Genomic DNA, 20,954 nt, shown 5'->3' with positions numbered 1-20,954 from the left:
TCATCCAGTTTGCAGGCTGGTCCGGGGCTAACTTTGAACGAAGAATTGTCGTAAGCGAGCAAAGTTTAGTTGGCTATCTAGCAAGAGAACTTCCATGACAGCAAAACACCGGGTTCATTACATGTACACGGGGCCGGGTGGCGGCATATACAGGACCTGGTGATGGCATGTAGACCAGCTCAGGTGGTGGCGCATATACAGGGCCTGGCAGAGGCTTACACTGGCTCGATGGCGACGAATATACTGGACCAGGTTGAGGTCTGGCGCTACGCATCGGTGGGCAAGTTAATGTGCTAAATTACGAAATAAGGAGGCTGCCATGGATAAAATCATTGAGTATGTGTCAACTCCGCTTGGACGCAACAAGGTTATCCGTAAGCTACAGGCACTTGCCCTGGTGGGCAGCGCGGCCGTGACGGTCCTGCTACTTTCTGCCACATTCTTGTAGTAGTTCAAGTCAGAACTGACTGAACGGTAGAAAGGCGCCTCAACGGCGCCTTTGCTTTTGGTCGTGTGCGGAGCATCTCCTCATTCAAGTAATGGCACAATGACAAACCAAAGTCGAGCATCGAGCTCGCGCTTGAGGTCATTGCTTTGAAGGAGCCTTGCAGATGGAAAATCCCCTGAACAACGACAATGCCGACGCCAACACTGGCGGCCCGGAAAATTTGAATTCCCAGGTAAGCCTGGCGACTCCTCTGGCCCCTGACCCAAAGGCGCCGGCTGACCAGGATGACGTCAACGAACAGAAAGAGCGACTTGAAGAACTTGGGAGCCTGCTGGTCCGGGTAGACGCACATGTATCAGGCAACTACAACAAGGTTGTCGACGACTCTGACGACGATACCGATGCCCCGGAGACGTCGGATGCTGCGGAGCACTCGGTCCATGTCGACTTGGCGTACGAGCAGAAAACGCGAGCAGAGCAGATTCTTGGCAAAGACGTGGTAACTAACGAAGACCTGCAAGAACTGGAAACCGTCATCGACGACCTCGACTCGCGAATCAATGAGGCAACGCCAATGTCGTTTGACCCTAAAGCCGAATACGACACCTTGCCTCGTTAAGCACGCCTTCAGAGGCCTGGTTACACATAGGCACGAGCTAAACTCAAAAGGGGCCTGCGGGCCCTTTTTTTCCGCCTATAGAATCCTTCAAGTTGATGTACAGCGTATCCCACCACCAAGCCTCGTCTTTATCTGAGTGGTGCCGGCGTATCCGCTTGTACAGCTGCAGCTTCTTGTCATGACGGAGCTTCTCGGCTTCGAACAGGATGCTCCCAAGTGTCACCGCGCTCCCGTAGCGTGCGCAGCAGTCGGCGCATCACATACCTCGGACCCTTCGGCCCAGGCACCACCCGCAGCTGCCTCACTTCGAACCAATATGGGTATGACCCGAGTCGTTGGACTGCACTTTAGTCGGGAGCTGTTGCAGCTTACGATAGCAGCTGTAGTACAGGGAGGCTGCATGATTCAGCGCATAAATGAGGTCGCTAAACTTGACCACGAATGGCCCCGACGACTCACTCATGCGACACTACTTCACATCCTACGATGGCAAGTCTTTTGAACTTCCGACGCCTCCGCGGTCCCGCGCCGAAGCTATTGAGTTAATTCGTAGACTAAGTCCTGGCGACCCTGCTGCGGGTACATTCCAGTTCCGTAGCATGGATAGCTTTGACGTGTCCGCTGAGGAATCGTACGACATCGAAGCGTTCACACTTACGATGCGTCGATACGAAAGCGGGCACTGGGGTCTGGCAGAAGTGTCCAGCATAGGAAATATGACTCTGCCGGCGGACCTGCGTCCAACGTCAACGGACGTGCTTTACTATCTTCAGGAAGTTACAGCCAAGCTAATGGCCAAGGCTCAAGACGTTCGAAGCATTCTGGAAAAGGTCGACGACTTCCATGTCCTGCAGTTCCTGGACGGCACCCAGCTGCTAGCATCAATCACCTGGAATTGTCCCGACTCTACCGAGAGCCACTACCGGCTACCGCGAGCAGGTGATGGGCTCCAGCCTTCGTGGGGCAATGCTTTCATCACTGACATTACATTGGTGCGTCAAGCGCTAGCAAAGTTGACGTCTCACTCTTCCTTGTAGTGGAAGTGGTCAAGAGTCTTGAGATGAACGACGAGCAGGTCTTTTTCTCGGGTCATCTGACCGTAAGCGAACCATTGGATAGCTTGGCTCGGCGTCAGTCCCCCAAGCTCCTGCATTAGCTGGATGTGAGACCGCGGCGCCTGCCCATCGTCGTACGATTCTCCGTCATAGCGAACTTCAACAGGCAGCGGCTGCTTGTCCTTCTTCGGTAAAGAAGGAGACGCCGGAAGAGGTTCTGAACGAACAATGAAGCCAGACTGACTCACTATTGCAACGCCATGCTTTGCGTGGAAGATACGCTCGCCAGGACCCAACCTTTCAAAGTTCCCACTCCAGAAAGCATTGTCGTAGTTCAGGTCTTTCTGTTCGAAGAGCTGCAGTGGATAGCTTCCAGCAGTTTCCCTGAACAGCTCCGCACCTTCCTTTGCACCAAGCTTCTTCTTCGCGATTTCGCTATAGCACCAGCGGTTAATCTTGGTTTTAGACTCAACGATTACCTGAAGTAGGCTAGAGGTGAAAGTAGACGCGCCATACTCTTTGCCGGCGCGCCGCCGACGCTTAGCAATGTCTTCATTGCTTGGAGTATCCATGCTCTCCGTAGGCGGAATGGCGGTGACTCGCGGCCGTTGTCTAGCCACTAGCTTCTCTGGAAAGCGAAACTCGTTCTCACGAATGCGCTTGCCTTGCAGTTTGCTTAGAACCTCGGGAGCTACATCGAGGGGCGTACCATCACAATTGCCCCGATGACCTTCTCCTTTGATGACGAAGTGCGGCGCTCGTCCAATCTTCCCATCAACATAGATATAGCGGGCGAAGTAGGGACAGAAACAGAACGCACACTTGAAGTCTGAACGAATAACGCGCGTGCGCAAGAACTCGTCTCGACAGTGTGAAGCAGTGACCTCTTCATTGTCACTGTTTAAAGCAATGAACGGCATACGAATCTCAAAAAATTAGCTGTGAGTATTCTGACATGAGGTGATTCTCTAATGCAACTATTTGCCGTCTCTACTATGGTTTAGTGAAGAACACGTAACCCATCGACTCGACATTAATCCTGCAACGATAGCCCTCCAGCACTCTTGCAATTTTCTACACGGCGCCCATCTGCGTGACCGGACGATGTGTCCGCGACAACAAAATAGGGATGGCAATGCTGAAAATTGTTAACGTTAATAACACTGGTGTGCTGCAGAGCGAGCACGTTTTTCTTGCAGTTCAGGCTAACTGCAACCTCGGGGACTATCTTCTTACCGACAGCACGTATGGCTCTGACGACGAACCCTCTAACAAGCTCCGTCACGTCTTCTTTTTTCCTAAGCTGGAGGTAAAGCAAGGGCAGTACGTCGTGCTGTGGACCCAAAGTGGCAGATATTCTGCAGGAGCAACAACAACCAACCAAGTGCAGCACAACGTGTATTGGGGCCTGAAGGAGACCGTCTGGAACGTAAATGGGGACAGGGCATTCCTCTTTACGGCGCCACGAGCTCAGCGCTCGTCGCTGACTGTAGGACCTAAAAAGCGATAACAGCGTAGTTAGCAACTACGCAAGTGAGCTCCCTGGCTGAGCCAGGGAGCTGACTACTAGGGGTGAGTGAATTCTCTGTAGCTGGTAGGCTTAGCTTTAGGCTGCGCGATTCAGACAAAGAAAAACCGCCACTAGGGCGGTTTAATAAACGCGTACCACGTTGTCACGACATCCGCGAAGTGAGTTATTGGTCAAAGTGTCCGGATTCCGCTACCTTGCGCTCGTCGGAAATATCGTACGAGACGGCTAACGCTACGTCGCGCGTGCTATTTGTTCCTTTGATTAACCTGCCTCTGGTCCTATAGAAACGGTTGCCAACAGGATGTTCACGAATGAACGTTTCCCCTGCGAGAATCGCAGTGTAGTCTGCCAAGGCCTGGTTCAACTGCTCAGGTGGTATGACGTTCGCAAGAAACCTTCCTTCGAAGTCCGCCGGAGTCATTCCTGCATCCTTCAAACCATCACCTCCGGCAAGCAGGTAGCGGAAATCTTGGTCGACTACGAATACGGCGGCACCAGGTATGTTCTGGGTGATAGCGCGAAAAAGGGAAATTTCGCCTGGGAGCCCACTCGGCGCACCCGTTTGCTCGTACGTGACCCAGCTTGGAAGTTCGTGGCTCATGAGAAGGCTAGTAGTGCTAGCTAGTTACAAAGCTAGAGATTATAGATGATTTAAAGTTGTACTTCACACCTGAAGCTAAGTGCCAACACGATGAACTCTTCTTCTTGACACTAGCCTTGCTTAGCCGTATGTACAGCCTGCATCTACTTTTGGAAGGGAGTGTGTCTAGCGTTTGAGGTAGCCGCCCGCCTCCGATTTTTAGCGGAAGCGTTCCCGTTATTCTCTTCCTGCCCCGCCTCCGGGGTTCTCAGTGGCCGTCTATTCCGGATGTAAAAGAACTAGAGCGACGCGCGTATGACACGATGCTCCGCCATCGCAGGAGGGCGAAGCTCGAGCGAGAGTGGCCTCAACGAAAGGCGTTACGATTCGAGCCTTCTCGCTACGTTGAATAGTTGATAGCTCACCCATCGAGTCGCAGTAGAGTGCAGGTCAAGCATAACGGCATCCTGCCAGTCGTATTGCTGCGCTAGCTATTGGCTGGGTAATCAAACCATGTAGGGAAAGTGAAGGCTCCCGCAACACTGGGTGAGTGCGCGGGAGTAGAACAAGAGCTAAATTTTTACGACTTCAGACCCATTGTTGCTTCATCACGGCGTCTATACCGTTTTGTCGGCATCACGAGAGTACACGCGCGTGCCACCCTCGCTAGAGGAACGAGTTGAGGCACCGGTGGTTGCAGTACTGGACGTCGGCGGATTCCAGCCGTCCGATTTCCATTGAGAGGCGCGCTCGTTGATATCGATGCCATTGACGTCCTCAAGGGCCCGAATCGCCTCGCCGGCGTCGTCGCTATCTATGTCGGCAGTGAGCAAGAAGCCACCGCGACGCATGCCTTCCTCGTAGACATGGCGGTCTTCGTCAGGCAAGAAGGCATTCTTGATTGACGCCCACAGGCCGGGTTCTTCGCGTGAAGAGTACCCGGCCTCGCCGACCGAAGATTTGTCATGAATCTTGATATTGTCCGCATCGACGCGGGCGTCTAGAAGTCGTTGGCGTCCGGCTTCGGCATCGGCACGCGTATCGAACAGGGCAGTGAGAGTGCGTGACATAAGCTTACCTTTCTACGTTGGATAGTCTGCAAATCATCGCTGGAGGACGATTAGCTCGGCCCGGCGGTTCTCTGCCTGTCCAGTTGCGGTTGCATTGGTGTCAACTGGGTCTGTCTCACCACCGGAAGCGGTCTCGAGACGTTCGGCGGCAACACCTTGTGCGACAAGCGCTGCTTTCACACTCTCAGCACGGTCCTTACCAAGCGTGGCATTGGCGGGGGCACTGCCACGTGCGTCGGCGTAGCCAACAATCCGCATGCGCGAATTCGGGTACTGCTTCAGCGCCGCTGCAAGCGCATTGAGCTCTTCACGGTCTTGCTCGCGAATGTCGCTCTTAGCAGTATCAAAGTTCAGCTTTTCAAACACGAAAGTGCGCGGCACGGCTCCGGTACTGCCTAGATAAGTGCCGACGGTCGACAGCCCAGGCAGGACCACCTCGGTCCCGGCGGCAGCAGCAGTAACTGGCGTCGGCGTGACCGGTGCTGGTGCGACCGGGGCCGTGTCGACGGGCGGTACAGCTGCTACGGGCGCCGTTAGAACCGGCTCTTCCTTCTTACAGCTTCTAAGCCCGAACAGGACGGCAAGCAGCCCTAGTGCCAAGAGCAGCCAAGGTAGCCACTTAGCTTTCTTCTCGGGGCCAACATGCACATTCCGTGGTGCGCCGCTATTGTGGTCCGAATTTGCCATGTTGTTGTTCTCCTTTCAATTCTCGATGGAAGTTTGCATGCAACTGTCGCGCACAAAGCGCGTAGATACGTCATTGTCAAAGAACCCAATGGTTGAGCTGTCAAGTTCTATGGGCTCTTTTTATCAAACCTAAGAAAAGGCTGCCGTTCCGTTCATTGGAACAATTTAGTTGCGCCATAGACTGTTAGTGCAACACGCCAAAGTTTTTGTCGGAGTGGACTGATTAAGCCAATGTACTTAGCGAAGGAAGTATGCCTATTTGCACTTTTTGCACTAATTTCTACTGTGTATTTGCAACTAAAAGCTCTGGCAATCCTGGTAAAGCAACTTTCGTTATGTCAAAGGTGCGAGCACTTTGCGCCTCATCCGGTAATCTCCTCAGCTCTAACTGCACCCAATTAATGTCAGTAATACGCTCGGACTTGGCTAATCGAATCTCGATTGTCAAAGAGGCGCCTACGACCTTTGCGAAAGCAAAACGCGGGAGCACGGCAGTTTGACAGGGTTGACCAGGCGCTGACCCCACGGAAAACCATTAAGGAGGAATGACCATGCAACATACTCTTGTAGCAGTTTTCGATGACCGTACCGACGCACAAAACGCTATGAACGAACTGCTGTCCTCGGGTTTCTCAACCCAAGACGTTCGTCTTTCAAGCTCTGATACCACCTCCGCCACTGCCACGCCCATGACCACGACCACTGGGTCCGATACTGGCATTGGCAGCGGCATCAAGAACTTCTTCGGTGACCTATTCGGCAGCGACGACAACGAGCATTCCACCCGCTACCAGGGCGCTGTCTCGGGCGGCAAGAACGTGATTACGGTCACCGCCGATTCGCTCGAGGAAGTCGAGCGTGCCGCCGATATCGTTGAAGGCTTCGGCCCGATAGATATTGACGAGCATTCATCCGGTATGGATGCTAGCGGCGCCATGCTGGCAGGAAGCCAAAGTGGCATGTCCTTGTCCTCGATGTCGGCACAGTCAGCCACGACCCAGCAGCAGAGCGCGCTTACCGGCAGCTCAATGCAGCGCGACACCGCAACCCAGTCGATTCCGGTGGTCGAAGAACAGCTGAAGGTCGGCAAGCGCGAAGTGCAACGCGGCGGCGTGCGCATTTTCTCGCGCGTGGTTGAGACCCCGGTCAACGAGACAATCGCCCTGCGCGAAGAGCACGTTGAAGTGCAGCGTCGCGCAGTTAACCAGCCAATCAGCCCAACAGACGCCGCTGCGTTCAAGGAGCAGACTATCGAGATGCGCGAGTCCGCCGAAGAAGCCGTGGTTGAGAAGTCAGCCAGGGTCGTTGAGGAAGTCACTATCGGCAAGCAGGTCAACCAGCGTCAGGAAAATATCACCGACACCGTGCGCCATACCGAAGTGGAAGTGGAGCACCTGGGCGCGACCGGTACTGCCAGCACCCAAGACGACACCTACTATCGTACTCACTTTCAGAGCAACTACAGTACCGCGGGAGGTTCGTACGACGACTACGCGCCAGCCTATACCTACGGCTCGCAGATGCGCAGCCAATACAGTGGCCGCCAGTGGGACGACGTCGAGACCAATCTGCGCACCGATTGGGAAACTCGCCACGGCAGCGCTACTGGCTCGACATGGGAAAAAATGAAAGCCGCAGTGCGTCATGGTTGGGACCGTATGACTGACGACAACAGTACCGGTCGCTCGTACTGACAGGTTTGTGTAACACGCGAAGTTGTGTCTTGTGAGTTACGTAGAAATTAGTTTGCGAGCTCAAATGGCCGAGATTTTTCTCGGCCCTTTTTTGTCTATTTGTAGCACAACGTCTATCAACATTAGCCGCTGGCTGTGGTCAGCGGCCTTTTTTGTTGGCAGCAAATAACTTCTTATCGACTAACGAAATTTCTTGTTTTGCTTCTTACGTGCTGCAGCGTTCTGAGCCTGCAGAATCGAATCCACTTTCTCTGACGCCGCCCGGGCTAGCGACTGGGCCTGACTAATACTTGGGAAGTACTCCGGCGCTCGGTACGAAAGCCAGGCGTAAGCCGAGTACAAGCGACAGCTATCCTCCACTTCCTGCAGATTGCGGCCGTACAGGTCATCATGCTCTTCGTGAAGCTTGGTAACCCGCTTTTTCGACAGCGCATATGCCCACTGTTCCCATGCCTGCTGTAGTGACGGAACTTTCGTTGACACCGGCACCAGCGACATCATGAACTTCTCGGCTACCGACAATGGAAGCGTATCGAGCCATACGGCCCGCTCGGCCTGCTCTTCGGTAATGCGGGGGAAGAAGAAGCCGTCTGGGACATCAATGTTATGCATGAAGCGCTTGAGCAGCTTGGCCAGTGACGTCTCACCAGTTACCGCTGATATCCTGTGCAGCTGCTCGAGCGAAGGCGCGACCGAAAAACCGGTAGCGCTCAGGGGCGCAATCTTCTCCTTAAGCAGCGCTCGCATGACCTCGTGGGTCTCATCATCGTAGCCGGCCACCAATCCCTCTTCATGCACGCCATAGCGCCCTGCCCGCCCAGCAATCTGACGCGCCAATGAAGCCGATATCTCCTCTTCCTCGACACCATTGAACTTGACCGTCGTCGTCATCACAACTCGGGCGATTCTCATATTTAGGCCCATAGAAAGTGCATCAGTCGCGATGACCACGTCGGCTGAGCCATCGCGAAAACGTTCGGCTTGAGCCCGCCTAACCTCGGGCGCCAAGTTGCCGTAGATGGTGGCCGCCGATAGCCCCATCTCAGTGACCATATCGCGCCACATCAACACATCGCGCCTCGAAAACGCAATCACCGCATCACCACGACGCAGGTTGCGCAACTTGCGTACGGCAGTAGGCTCCATTGATAAAGGCCCCATTCGCTTAAGCACATGTACCTCGAGCGGAACTTCGAGCCGTTCAGCGAGTGCCTCAACGGCGCGCCGTGCTTCAGGTGCGCCCAACAGGTACACCACAGATGCCGGCGCCCCACACACTGCAGCAGTCCATGCGGCACCGCGGTCGCGGTCAGCTAGCATCTGGATTTCGTCAATGACAGCCACTTCGACTCGCGTGCGGGTGTCGAGCATTTCAACTGTGCTAGCCACATGGGTCGCGCCCTCAACGACGCGGCGCTCTTCGCCAGTAATAAGGCTGACCTTGAGCGGCTCGCCGTGCTGATGCGCCTCTTGCAGGCGCTCATAGTTTTCCAAGGCCAGAAGGCGAAGCGGCGCCAAGTAGACTCCGCTGGATGCCTTGGCCAGTGCTTCCATCGCACGGTGCGTTTTTCCTGAATTGGTTGGTCCCAGCAGAGCGATGAACTTACGAGGCATGCGGCTCGCCACTTCGAACGACTCCGGATACTCAGCTAGGTTGATGCTTTGCTTGGTTCGCTCGGCGTTTCGCTCCTCTTGGTCCCGCTCGATGGCGTGGTCAAGTCGCTGCTCGATGCGCTCGAACACATAGGATGCCGGCTCCGACGTCTCCAACTCGGCTAGCTGGTTGAGGAAGATGGCAGCTTCTAGATTGACGTGCTCGCAGCTCTCAACAATGTCTTCAACGAACGCTGCCACGCTTGCGTTGAGAGAATCGACTGACTCTTGCGTAACGCGTTCTGAAAGTAGGTTCGCTTTACCCTCGCGGTCAAGCTTGCGCCACTTGCTTGGTTTGGCTAGAACACCATGGCTCGGCACCAGATGGTAGGGCACGCGCAAGCCGCCGGCTTCCACGACGCCGGAAAAACGCACGAAGACACGACCTTCCATCTTCACTAGCTCAGCGCCAAACCGGTCAAGCCCTAGTTCGCGAAGCAAAGTGCTGTCGTCACCATCATCATGAATTAAATCGTTCATTTCGCCCCTGGCATCCAGTTGTCTGTGAATCAAACTATATCGCGGACCGGCTAAAAAACCGTAGCCCAAAGGTGCGCGCGACCATGAAGCTCTACCGCTTAACGTATAGCTATGAAGATTGTGGGAGAGCTCGTCTAGCTAGTGCATTGAAAAGTGCGATGGATATAAAAGCAGTAGCTACACGCATACAAGCCAACTCGGCATAGACAAACTTCACTGTATTGCGGGAGCAAATTGACGACTTATCTTGATGTTGATGAGCTAGCACAGCGCTTGGGCCAGAGCCCAAGGACCATCAAAGGCAATTTGAAGAGCAATCCACATGCAGTACCACCGCGAGTGCATTTGCCTAATTGCGACTTGTTGCGATGGCGGGCGGCTGAGGTCGACACCTGGATTTTCGAGACCGGCTGGATTTTTGGTCGCGGCTGTGGATAACTTCAAAATCGGAAAATCGGCCCGTAGAGAGTGGCGTAGGGCTTTTTTCCTTAACGAAAGTATGAATACTATGAATCTTATTCATGGTTTTAAAAAATAGGCTTTGCCCTGCAAAGCCGGGCGCTTCGCGCCCAAGTATGAATTTTTGGGGGGCAGGCGGTTCAGGCCCATCGCCAGCGCGTCGGTGCCGACCACGATGTCGGCCTGTCCTTCGCGGAAGCGCTCGGCCTGGGCGCGCCGCACTTCGGGCGACAGGTTGCCGTACACGGTAGCGACCGACAGTCCCTTCTCGGTGATCATGTCGCGCCACATCAGGACGTCGCGCCGCGAGAAGGCGATGACGGCGTCGCCGCGCCGCAGGTTGCCGAGCTTGCGCACCGGCGAAGGCTCCATCGCCAGCGGCGCCATGCGCTTCAGCACGTGGACTTCGAGCGGCACTTCCAGGCGTTCGGCCAGCGCCTCGATCGCGCGGCGCGCTTCCGGGGCACCGACCAGGAACACGGTCGATGCCGGCGCGCCGCACACGGCCGCGGTCCAGGCAGCGCCGCGGTCGCGGTCGGCCAGCATCTGGATCTCGTCGATCACCGCCACTTCGACCTGCGTTTTCGTATCCAGCATCTCGACGGTGCTGGCGACGTGGGTCGCGTCTTCGGCGATGCGGCGCTCTTCGCCGGTGATCAGGCTGACCTTGATGGGCGCGCCGTGCGGACGGGCGTTCTGCAGGCGCTCGTAGTTCTCCAGCGCCAGCAGGCGCAAGGGGGCCAGGTAGACCCCGCTCGCGGCCTTGGCCAGCGCCTCCATCGCGCGGTGGGTCTTGCCCGAGTTGGTCGGCCCGAGCAGGGCGATGAACTTGCGCTGCATGCGGCTTGCCACCTCGAAGGATTCCGGGTACTCGGCCAGGTTGATGCTTTCCTTGGTGCGCGCGGCGTGGCGCTCTTCCTGCTCGCGCTCGATCGCATGGGTGAGGCGCTGCGAGATGCGCTGGAACACGTATTCGGCCGGCTCCGAGGTTTCCAGCTCGTCGAGCACGTGCAGGAACAGCATCGGGTCCCAGCCGAAATCGTCGGCTTCTTCCGCGATGTCGCGCACGAAGGCCTCGGCTTCGGTCTGCAGCTCCTCGATGGCGTCGGGGGTGGCGCGTTCCTCGAGCAGGTCGCGGCGCGCCAGCATGTCCATCTTGCGCCACTTGCTCGGCTTGGCCAGCACGCCGCGCGAAGGCACCAAGCGGTAGGGCACGCGCAGGCCTTCGTAGCGCACTTCGCCCGAGAAGCGCAGGAAGACGCGGCCTTCCATCTTGACCAGTTCGATGCCGCGCTCGGCGAAGTCGAGCTCGCGTTCGAGGAAGGCGTCGTCGTGTTCGGTGTCATCTAGAGGAGGATGGGATTGATTCATGGTTGCTTGCGTGATGTCATGTTGCCATCACTATATCGCAGCGAGCGAACATGCATGGCTCCGTTCCCCTGCGCAAGCCCCCTCCTCCAGCCGCTAGCGCTTGATCGGATAGTAGGGACTTTCCGGCGGGCCGAGATAGCTCGGCTGCAACCCACCCGCGTCGATCACCAGGCGCTGCAGCACCAGTCCCGGATCCAGGGCCCAGAACTTGACCGTGTGGCGCCCCGGCCGGTCCACGTGGTGGGTGGTGACGAACTTCGCCACGCCATCGGACACGAGCTGGTTCCAGTACTGTTCGGATTCGTCGGCGTGCACATTCACTTCCTGCAGCGGACCGTCGTCGATCGACACGGCGAAGCGGAATCCTTTCCCAGGCTGGAACTTGAGCGTCGGTCCCAGGGTCGCATGCAGCTTCAGTTCGCCGCCGCGGAACAGGTGCACGTCATACTCGAGCCGCATGCCGTCTTCCACCCTCAGCGCCGGCGCGGCGGCCGGCATCGTGGTCATGCCCGACAGGGTATGGCCGTAGCCGGGAATCCTGAGCCACCGGCGCCCTTGCGGCGCATGCTGGCGGCTGAAGTGCTCGACCTCGATGGCGACCACGCCGCGGCTCTCCACGTGCCCCTGCGCGGACTGCGGACTCAAGCCTTCCGGCTTGTGCACCGGGACCTTGACGATGAGCTTTGCTCCTTCCGGCCCGCTCACCGTCAGCTCGGCCTCCATGCTGCCGGCCGGGACGGCGTTCCAGTCCACGTCCACCAGGATGCGCTGTTCCTTGTCGATCCGCCCTGCCGCATGGCTGAGCCGGACCCACGGGTGGCTCGCCTTGAGCGCGTAGTCGAAGGGCTCCCTGCTGCGGTTGAACAGTTCAATGTAACGCGGCTGCCTGTCGAACACGTCCAGCGCCGGCACGCTCATGTGCTGCAGCCCGTAGGCCGGCCACACCGCCTGGCTGCCCTGCACTACCACGCCCATCTGGTCGGCCGCGCGGATGCCGCCCGGTGCGCTCGGTTCCGGCAGGCGCAGCCGCGATACCGCCGGCATCACGTCGCGATAGGGCTGGGCCCAGTTGGTGTAGCCGAAGCGGTTCTGCGACATCATGTGGTTCCACTTGCCACGGTTAGCGCCGTGGTACTGGCGGGTCAGTTCGGCGTCGCGATCGAACAGGCGCTGCACGCGGGCGGCCATGTCGTTGGTGGTGGCGCGTCCCTGGCGCGCGTACAGGGCGTTCCGGCCGCTTGACACCCACATGTCGAGCGCATTGGCGGATGCGCGCACCGGATACTCGACCAGCTGGAAGTACGCGTCCTGCATCGTCTTCGGCAGGGCCTGGCCGACCTGGCGGGCTTCTTCGACCAGGGCCTTGTAGTCGTTCACCACCCGCTCGGCTTCGTCGTAGGCGCTCAAGCTGTAGGTGGTCGGTTCCAGCTGTTCCGGACGCCGGCGCGCGTTGTAGCGGGTGTAGCGCTCGACGATCGAGGCGATGCGGCCGGCGTGCTGGGCGCCGAACTCGCGCGCGGCCCAGGCCTCCAGGTAGGCCGGCAGTTTCTCCGCCGGCCAGGCTTGCGGATTCCAGGCATAGGCAAGGAAGAACTCGGTCGGCACTTCCATCGGCTTGAGGTCGCCCACGTTGACGATCCAGAGCCGGTTCGCACCGTACTCGTTGGCCAGGTTCATCTGCTCCCAGACCTTGGCGATCTGGGTCACGTTCAGCCATTTATAAGAACGCGGGCCGCCTACGTAATCGAAGTGGTAGTAGACGCCGGCGCCGCCGCTGCGCTTGCGTTCGTCAAGCGTGGGCAAGCGGCGGATGTTGCCCCAGTTGTCGTCGCACCAGAGCAGCAGCATGTCGTCCGGCACGCGCATGCCCTTCTCGTAGTATTCCTGGACTTCCTTGTAGAGCGCCCACAGCTGCGGCACCGCGGCCGGATCCTTGCCCAGCTCCTGCCCGATGAGCGCGCGCTGGTCGCCCACGATGCGCTCCAGCAGCGCGACGTTGGCGCTTTCCGACATCGGCTCGTCGCCATCGCCGCGCATCGCCATCGTGATCACCTTCTCGTAGTCGCGGGTGTTGCGCAGACCCTGGGCCCAGAACGCGCGCAGGTTGTCGGCGTTGCGGCTGTAGTCCCACGGGCCCTTGCCGTGGCGGAGCCACTCCTGGTGGGCGCGCATCATCGGCTCGTGGTGCGAGGTGCCCATCACGATGCCCATCATATCGGCCAGCTCGCCATTGCCCTTGTCGTCGTCGTAGAAGGCTGAACCCCACATGGCGGGCCACAGGTAGTTGGCGCGCATGCGCAGCATCAGCTCGAACAGCTGCTCGTAGAACTTGCGGTTGTAGCCGCCGAAGCGCTGCTTGGCCCAATTGGTGAGCGCCGGCGCTTCGTCGTTCAGGAAGATGCCGCGGTACTGGACCACCGGCTTGTCCATCAGGCGCGTATTCATCGGGACGCTCAGCGCGGCATGGCGAGAAACCGGCACGTCGGCCCACCAGTGCCAGGGCGAGACGCCGATCTGCTCGGACAGCGTGTAGATGCCGTAGATGCTGCCGCGCTTGTCGCTGCCGGCGATGACCAGGGCGCGCTTCACGCCGGGCAGCGGGTCCGTTACCGCCTGGATCAGAAAACCTTCCCACTGGCCGGCGAGCGTGCGCGTATCGATCCTACCCTGCCTGGCCAGTTCATCGATGAGGGGGTGGCGGCCAAGGGTGCCGGCGATGATGACGTCGCTCCCCGCTGCGCTGGTCTGCCATTGCGGCATCTTGCCGGAGACCCGCTGGATGTCGCGCTGCAGGTCGCGCGCCGCGCGCAGCACGCCGGGGAAGTCGTCCTGGCCCACCACGATCGGAGCGGCGCGGCCCTTGCTCACGAGCTGGACGCCATCCTTGCCCTGCACGTCGACGAAGCGCGGGGTACCGAGCGCGTACACCTCGGCCGGTAGCGACAGGCACAGGCCGAGCGCCAGGCAGCACAGCAGCCGCTGCATGATGCGTGTTCCGATCCCGCTGCCGGGCCTCGCTGGTGCTGCCATGTCTCCTCCGATTGTTATAGCCAACAATAAATGTTAGCGCAATCATCAAAGTCTATTATTGTCCGGGCAAGGAGTCAACGTTAGACGATGAGGAAAGATTAGCTGTACAGCTAATCTTTCCTCTTGAGAAGGCTCGAGTTTCAACACCGGTTGCCAAGACAGAAATTGTTAAGGCTGCTTGGCTGAGTGAAACAAAGCCGTTTTACTGTAACCTGTCCACTGCCGCAAAATAAAAGGCCAGCTCCGTCGCGTACAGCGACTGGCTGGCCCTGCAAACCTGCTTAAGCGCGAATCAGGCAGCAACGCCCGCTTCGTGCGCCTGCTGGTCGGCATGGTAGGACGAACGCACCATCGCGCCCACGGCGGCGTGCACGAAGCCCATTTCGTAGGCCTTCTCTTCGAACATCTTGAAGGTATCCGGGTGCACGTAGCGGCGCACCGGCAGGTGCGAGTTCGACGGCGCCAGGTACTGGCCGATGGTCAGCATGTCGATGTCGTGCTCGCGCATGTCGCGCATCACTTCCAGGATTTCCTCGTCGGTCTCGCCCAGGCCGACCATCAGGCCGGACTTGGTGACCGCGGTCGGGTACATCTTCTTGAAGTCGCGCAGCAGCACCAGCGAGTGCTTGTAGTCGGCGCCCGGGCGCGCTTCCTTGTACAGGCGCGGTACGGTTTCCAGGTTGTGGTTCATCACGTCCGGCAGGCCGTCGGCGAAGATGTTCAGGGCCTTTTCCAGGCGCCCGCGGAAGTCCGGCACCAGCACTTCGATCTTGGTGTTCGGGCTCAAGGCGCGGGTCTTGGTGATGCACTCGACGAAGTGGCCGGCGCCGCCGTCACGCAGGTCGTCGCGGTCCACCGAGGTGATCACGACGTAGGACAGGCGCAGGTCGGCGATGGTCTTGGCCAGGTTGCCCGGCTCGTTCACGTCCAGCGGATCCGGACGGCCGTGGCCGACGTCGCAGAACGGGCAGCGGCGGGTGCACTTGTCGCCCATGATCATGAAGGTCGCGGTGCCCTTGCCGAAGCATTCGCCGATGTTCGGGCAGCTCGCCTCTTCGCACACGGTCACCAGCTTGTTGGCGCGCAGGATGTCCTTGATCTCGTAGAAGCGCGACGAGGCGGTCGCGGCCTTCACGCGGATCCAGTCCGGCTTTTTGAGGCGCTCGATGTCGGCGATCGGAACGATCTTGATCGGGATGCGCGCGGTCTTGCTGGCGCCTTTCTGCTTTTCGGTGGCGTCGTAAGCTTGGGCGGTGCCGGTGGTGGTGTCGGTGGTCATTGGCTTGAGCCCGGAAGGGGCTTCCATTCAGAGGTTGTTCGTTGCTGGCTCTTCCGCTTCGGTCGATGCCAGTTGGCGCACGAGTTCCTGCGCCAGCGCCTGCTGGACATCCGCCAGCGGGGCTTCCACACCCATGGTGCGCATGTCGACCGTGGCCAGGCCCGAGTATCCGCACGGGTTGATCCACGTGAACGGGGCCAGGTCCATCGCCACGTTCAGCGACACGCCATGGTAGGTGCAGCCGTTGCCGCGCACCTTGAGGCCGAGGGCGGCGATCTTCGCGCCCTTGCGTGGCCCTTGCGCGATATAGATGCCGGGCGCCCCGGCAACGCGTTCGCCCGCGAGATTATACGCCGCCAGCACCTCGATGACCGCCTGTTCGATTTTTGCCACAAACTGGCGGGCGTACAGCTTGCCGCCCGGCTTGTTGCGGCGCAGGTCCATCAGCAGGTAGATCACGACCTGGCCGGGACCGTGGTAGGTCACCTCGCCGCCGCGGTCGGTCTGGACCACCGGGATATCGTGGGGCGCCAGCACGTGGGCGCGGTCGGCACCCAGGCCCAGCGTGTACACGGGGGGATGCTCGACGATCCACAGCTCGTCCTGCGTGTCGGGCGTGCGCGCGTCGGTAAAGGCGCGCATCGTGGCGAAGGTCGGTTCGTAGTCGGCGCGGCCGAGCTCACGGATCAGCGGCGTGGCGGGACGGGTAGCGGACATGTGGGTATAGGGCGGGAATATGGACAGCCCTGTCATTATAAGCCAGCGCGATGCATCGTGCCCGCCGGCCGTCCATCCCTTTGACCCTTTACAGCACCATCTTGACCATGTGGTGCGAGGACAGGGCGCGATAGACGTCGTCCAGCATCTCGCGGCTGGTGGCGCGCACGGTCACGGTCAGGCCGGTGTAGTTGCCCTTGGCGGAAGGACGGCTTTGCATCTTGTCGGCGTGGAAAGTCGGATCCAGTTGCGTAATCACTTCGACAATTGTCGAAGCGAAATCGACATGCGTCGCGCCCATCACCTTGATCGGGAAGTCGCTCGGATATTCGATGAGGGATTCTTTCTGGTCCATGGTATTTGTCCTGTGCAAAGCGGCATTGTAGCCAATCCCATATGGTGCTGCAGGGGCGAAAAAAAAGGCCGGCGCTGTGGCCGGCCTGAACTATTCTTTTTGGAATGGGAAGAATAGCGGGACATGGGGTCGCTCGGAGCAGCGCTGCTGCCTGCGAGCGAGTGATGCCACTGTATTCCTCCGCCGTCCATGCCGCGAGCGCTATGCGACGAACGGCAGCCTGGCGTGACGGGCGGCGCAAACGGCGGCATGGACGGCGCCGCCGCCGCCTTCACATCAGCGTTCTCTTTCGTTGGGCCGCCCGTGGTCCAGGGCTTCGGAGCGGCGTTCGAGCCTGGCGCGCGCCGGCGGCGGCGCGGGCGGGGCTGCCATCGGCGCAGGCGGCGGCGCCATCACGCGTGGCGGCGGGGGCGCAACCGCCTGCGGCGGGGGCATGCTCGGTGCAGCCGGCTGCGGCATCGCCGCTACCGGCTGCGGACGCTCGCGGCGGCCCTCGAATCGCTCGCCGCGGTCGCCACGCTCGCCACGGTCCCAGCGCTCGGCACGCTCGGGACGTTCGCGGCGCTCGTCCTCGCGTCCACGTCCCCACTGCGGACGGGCGGGTTCCTGCACCAGCGCCGGCGCCGGCGGCTGCACGGTCGTGATCGCGCCCGGCTGGAACGGCTGCTGGCCCGGCGTCGCCGCCACCGGCGGACGGGGCGCCGGAGTGGTCGTCAGCACCGGCGGACGCTGGCCGCGGTCGGCGCGATCCCGGCCCCAGCCGTCGCGGTCGACGCGGTTCGGGATGCCGTCGCCATCCCGATCACGGTCGACACGGTTGCGGATGCCGTCGCCGTCACGGTCGGCGCGGTCGCGGATGCCGCCCGGCCGGGTGTCGACCCGGTTCGGAATGCCGTCCCCATCGCGGTCACGCGGTCCGTCGATACGGTCGATGCGGTCGGGAATACCGTCGCGGTCGCTGTCGCGGCGGGCCGCGCGGTCGCGCCATGCCAGCGGCGCCGGCGGCGCGGTGCCCGGACCGCTCGGGATGACGCCCGGCAGGGTGGCGCGCGGCACGTCCGGCACCACGACCTGGCCGCGCTGGCCGAAGTTGGCATGCGGGACCACGGTCAGGCCGCGCTGGCGATAGTCGGGGATGCCCGGTCCGTCGCCACGATCGCGGTTGCGGTCGCGGCGCTCGCCGTCCTTGCGGTCGCGCCAGCCCCAGGAGTTCAGGCGGCGCAGGCGCTCGTCCGACAGGCGGTAGTGCGGCATGTAGTGGTCGCGCGGGCCCAGCGGGTACCAGCCGGTGGCCGGGCGCGAACCGTGCTGGTGGAAGCTCGCGCTCCAGCCGCTGCCGCCGACCCAGCCGACCAGCGCCGGCGCCCAGATCGGACGGCGGCCGTAGTGTTCCTTGCGGCCCGGGGCCCAGGCCCAGCGGTTCTTCACGTGCACCCAGCGGCCGTAGTGGAAGGGCGCATAGCCCCAGGGCGCATTGTCGACCCAGGTCCAGCCCCAGGGGGCGATCCAGGTCCAGCGGCCGTCGCGGTAGGGCACCCAGCTCGAGGTGACCGACGGGATCCACAGCGGACCGTACTCGATGTCGTCCTGCCAGATGCCGTGGCGGTCCAGCTCTTCGTAGCCGGTCATCTCGGTGGTGACGTACTGCGCCGAGCGCGCACCGTCGAGCTCCCGGTCGCGCCCCAATGCCCAGTCGTCGAAAGCGTCGCGTTGCGCCTGCAATGTGCGCACGTCGTCGTCGCGCAGCTCGGCGCTGCGGCCGGCGCGGATGGTCAGGCTGGCGCCGCCGCCATCGACCTGGGCCTCGCCATCGAACACGCTGACCACGCTGGTATCGCGCACGCGCTCGGCGTCCACGCGCAGGCGGCCGGGTTTGAGCATGCGCACGCGGCCCTGGGGCGTGCTCAGTTCGAATTCCGGCAGCACGTCCTCGTTCAGGATGCGGATGCTGGCGCTGCCGTAGTGCAGGCGCAGGCGCAGGCTGTCGTCGTCCAGTTCGCTCACTTCGAGCGAGCTGTCGCCGTCGATGCGAATCGCGGTCGAGCCGATCCGCACTTCGGTGCGTCCGTTCGGTTCGGTGGTGATCAGGTTGCGGCTGGTGACCGGCCAGTTGACCAGGGCGGCAGTGGCGGACTCGCCCACGTCGCCGCTGATGCTGACCTTGCCTTGGGCCAGCGAAACGCGGCCGACGCGGCCCGGCGGCTCGGTCTCCAGCGTGCCCTGCGCCAGGGCGGCAGTGGATAAAGCCGTGAGCGCGAGCATCACGGCGGTACGGGCGAATCGCTTGTTCATGGTGGCTCCGCTAGGTGGACGAAGGACGGCTACCTGATTACAACGCACAAAAGCGTGCGGGGAATACGCAACTTACAGAAAGTTTCAACTGCTGAGTGACAGATACACAAGCAGCGGCAGCGGTGCCTCGTCCCCTTAGGCGCGGCGGCCCGGTTCAACGAGGAATAACAGCGTGCCCATCACCACCAGCACGGCGCCGAAGATGCGGTTCTGCAGCTTCACGGCGCGCACGTCGCGCAGGAAACGCTGCATCATGGATGCCATGCCGGCATAGCCGTGCATGACGATCGAATCGATGGTTACCATGGTCACCCCGAGGATGGCCAGCTGCGGCAGCAGCGGCGCTTTCTGGTTGATGAACTGGGGCAGCACCGCGACCATGAAAATGATGCCCTTGGGGTTGGTGGCATTGGTGAGAAAGCCGGTCATCACGCGCTTCCCGAAGCCCGGGTGGGCGGGCAGGCCGGCGCTGCTCATCGCGCCGGCATCGGCGGCCGGCGCCGCCGGCGCGCGCCACTGCGCGATACCCAGGTAGATCAGGTACAGCGCGCCGACGATCTTCACCGCGGTAAACGCCAACGAGGACGCCAGCAGCAGCGAACCGACGCCGGCGCCGGCGATCACCAGCACCAGGATCAGGCCGAGCTGCAGGCCCAGCACGGTCGCGCTGGCTTTCTTCAGGCCATACGCGAGGCCGTGCGACATCGACAGCACCGCGCCGGAACCGGGCGAAATGGCGATCAGGGAACCGGCGATGACGAAGGCGACCCAGGTAGCGAAGCTCATGCTGCTAGGGGAAAAGGAAGGGAAAGGCGGAGGAGGGTAATGCAAAACGGGCCAGCGCACGCGTCCGGATCAACCGGAGCGCGGCGCAAGGCCAGGGTACTGCTTACTTCTTCTTTGGGTTGACAGCTGCTTTCAGCGTCGCACCGGCAGCGAAGCGCGGGGTCTTCGATGCTGCGATCTTGATGACATCGCCGGTTGCCGGGTTGCGGCCCTTGCGCGCAGCGCGCTTGGTGACCGAGAAGGTGCCGAAGCCGGTGATGCCGACCGTGTCACCCTTCTTCAGGCGCTCGGTGATGATCTCGATGATCGTGTTGACGGCGGTGTTGGCAGCCGCGCCGGACATCTCGGTGCGCTTCGCGAATTCCGCGATCAGTTCGCCTTTTTTCATAAGTCCCTCCGGGGTTAAAAGAGCGGGAAGATTAGCACAAAAGAATTGCTCTATGTAATCCCGTCCGGAGGTGAATCGACGCGCAGCCTCAGGCCAGGCTGTTTTCCACGCCCTGCGCCGCCAGGCGGTGGCGCAGGGCGGCGTTGATCAGGGTCTGGTAACCGGTGCCGCAGCGTTCCGACAGGTTGCGGAATTCGTTCAGGACTTCGTCGTCGAGGTAGATCGTGATGCGGGTCTTGCGTTTCGGCGGACGAGCACGGCGCACTGGTGCCGCGATCTGTGCTGCTTGCAGGGTCGATTCGGTATTCATGGCATCTCCTTCGGTGGCGAGGCTGCAGTACCGCAGCCAACAGCCTGCACTATACGTACGCGATTTTCCGGATGCCCGGCAAAAGCGACGAGATGCAGATTTACGCGACTGAAATGCATAAAGCCGCGCTGAACCGTGTGACCAGCTTTA

The 20,954-nt window shown here is 60.4% G+C and carries 16 protein-coding genes and 1 pseudogene; 3 read left to right on the top strand and 14 right to left on the bottom strand.

Annotated features, from left to right (window positions below):
• Positions 1-611 precede the first annotated feature (611 nt).
• Positions 612-1,067, top strand: a complete 456-nt coding sequence (locus FG94_RS24055; protein WP_152571098.1) for a hypothetical protein — start codon at positions 612-614, stop codon at positions 1,065-1,067.
• A 1,021-nt stretch (positions 1,068-2,088) separates the two neighbouring features.
• On the opposite strand, the gene FG94_RS27490 is transcribed toward FG94_RS24055, so the two are convergent.
• Positions 2,089-3,042 carry a hypothetical protein gene (locus tag FG94_RS27490; protein WP_152571097.1) on the bottom strand — a complete coding sequence of 318 codons (954 nt, stop codon included), beginning with the start codon at positions 3,040-3,042 and terminating at the stop codon, positions 2,089-2,091.
• A gap of 209 nt (positions 3,043-3,251) precedes the next feature.
• On the opposite strand from FG94_RS27490, the gene FG94_RS27485 reads away from it, so the two are divergent.
• Positions 3,252-3,632, top strand: coding sequence for a hypothetical protein (locus tag FG94_RS27485; protein ID WP_152571096.1), 381 nt, complete (start codon positions 3,252-3,254; stop codon positions 3,630-3,632).
• Positions 3,633-3,816: 184 nt separating this feature from the next.
• On the opposite strand, the gene FG94_RS26875 is transcribed toward FG94_RS27485, so the two are convergent.
• The 3 genes from FG94_RS26875 to FG94_RS24030 form a co-directional block, all read right to left on the bottom strand.
• Complete coding sequence (locus FG94_RS26875; RefSeq protein WP_081926165.1) at positions 3,817-4,254, bottom strand: PAS domain-containing protein; 438 nt, start codon at positions 4,252-4,254, stop codon at positions 3,817-3,819.
• A gap of 596 nt (positions 4,255-4,850) precedes the next feature.
• The gene (locus FG94_RS24035) at positions 4,851-5,303 is read right to left on the bottom strand and encodes a hypothetical protein (RefSeq protein ID WP_051997056.1); all 453 of its coding nucleotides are present in this window, start codon (positions 5,301-5,303) and stop codon (positions 4,851-4,853) included.
• 33 nt (positions 5,304-5,336) lie between these two features.
• A complete protein-coding gene (locus FG94_RS24030; protein WP_036216921.1) occupies positions 5,337-5,990 on the bottom strand; it encodes an OmpA family protein in 654 nt (217 codons plus the stop codon).
• Positions 5,991-6,595: 605 nt separating this feature from the next.
• Between FG94_RS24030 and FG94_RS24025 the strand changes: the two genes are divergently transcribed.
• A complete protein-coding gene (locus FG94_RS24025; RefSeq protein WP_229446052.1) occupies positions 6,596-7,684 on the top strand; it encodes a YsnF/AvaK domain-containing protein in 1,089 nt (362 codons plus the stop codon).
• A gap of 180 nt (positions 7,685-7,864) precedes the next feature.
• Here FG94_RS24025 and FG94_RS24020 read toward each other — a convergent pair whose 3' ends face one another.
• From FG94_RS24020 to FG94_RS23975, 10 genes and pseudogenes are all read right to left on the bottom strand, one after another.
• The gene (locus FG94_RS24020) at positions 7,865-9,817 is read right to left on the bottom strand and encodes a helicase-related protein (protein WP_036216919.1); all 1,953 of its coding nucleotides are present in this window, start codon (positions 9,815-9,817) and stop codon (positions 7,865-7,867) included.
• 597 nt (positions 9,818-10,414) lie between these two features.
• Positions 10,415-11,647 (bottom strand): annotated as a pseudogene (locus FG94_RS24015) (DEAD/DEAH box helicase); the annotation flags it as partial.
• Between the two features lie 93 nt (positions 11,648-11,740).
• Positions 11,741-14,677, bottom strand: a complete 2,937-nt coding sequence (locus FG94_RS24010; protein ID WP_229446051.1) for a glycosyl hydrolase 115 family protein — start codon at positions 14,675-14,677, stop codon at positions 11,741-11,743.
• 292 nt (positions 14,678-14,969) lie between these two features.
• The gene (gene lipA, locus FG94_RS24005; RefSeq protein ID WP_036216915.1) at positions 14,970-15,956 is read right to left on the bottom strand and encodes a lipoyl synthase; all 987 of its coding nucleotides are present in this window, start codon (positions 15,954-15,956) and stop codon (positions 14,970-14,972) included.
• Between the two features lie 27 nt (positions 15,957-15,983).
• Entirely contained in the window at positions 15,984-16,673 is a 690-nt protein-coding gene (gene lipB / locus FG94_RS24000) for a lipoyl(octanoyl) transferase LipB (RefSeq protein WP_036216913.1), read from the bottom strand.
• 88 nt (positions 16,674-16,761) lie between these two features.
• Positions 16,762-17,028 carry a DUF493 family protein gene (locus FG94_RS23995; RefSeq protein WP_036216911.1) on the bottom strand — a complete coding sequence of 89 codons (267 nt, stop codon included), beginning with the start codon at positions 17,026-17,028 and terminating at the stop codon, positions 16,762-16,764.
• A gap of 276 nt (positions 17,029-17,304) precedes the next feature.
• Complete coding sequence (locus tag FG94_RS23990; RefSeq protein WP_051997055.1) at positions 17,305-19,320, bottom strand: DUF6600 domain-containing protein; 2,016 nt, start codon at positions 19,318-19,320, stop codon at positions 17,305-17,307.
• A 135-nt stretch (positions 19,321-19,455) separates the two neighbouring features.
• A complete protein-coding gene (locus FG94_RS23985) occupies positions 19,456-20,106 on the bottom strand; it encodes a LysE family transporter (protein WP_036216909.1) in 651 nt (216 codons plus the stop codon).
• A gap of 103 nt (positions 20,107-20,209) precedes the next feature.
• Positions 20,210-20,494 carry an HU family DNA-binding protein gene (locus tag FG94_RS23980; RefSeq protein ID WP_027864703.1) on the bottom strand — a complete coding sequence of 95 codons (285 nt, stop codon included), beginning with the start codon at positions 20,492-20,494 and terminating at the stop codon, positions 20,210-20,212.
• A gap of 88 nt (positions 20,495-20,582) precedes the next feature.
• Positions 20,583-20,804 carry a BrnA antitoxin family protein gene (locus tag FG94_RS23975; protein WP_036216907.1) on the bottom strand — a complete coding sequence of 74 codons (222 nt, stop codon included), beginning with the start codon at positions 20,802-20,804 and terminating at the stop codon, positions 20,583-20,585.
• Between the last annotated feature and the right edge of the window lie 150 nt (positions 20,805-20,954).

The organism is Massilia sp. LC238, assembly GCF_000735635.1.
GTDB lineage: Bacteria > Pseudomonadota > Gammaproteobacteria > Burkholderiales > Burkholderiaceae_D > Telluria > Telluria varians.
The sequence above is the reverse complement of the archived record's forward strand: the minus strand, read 5'-3'. Positions and strand labels throughout refer to the sequence as shown.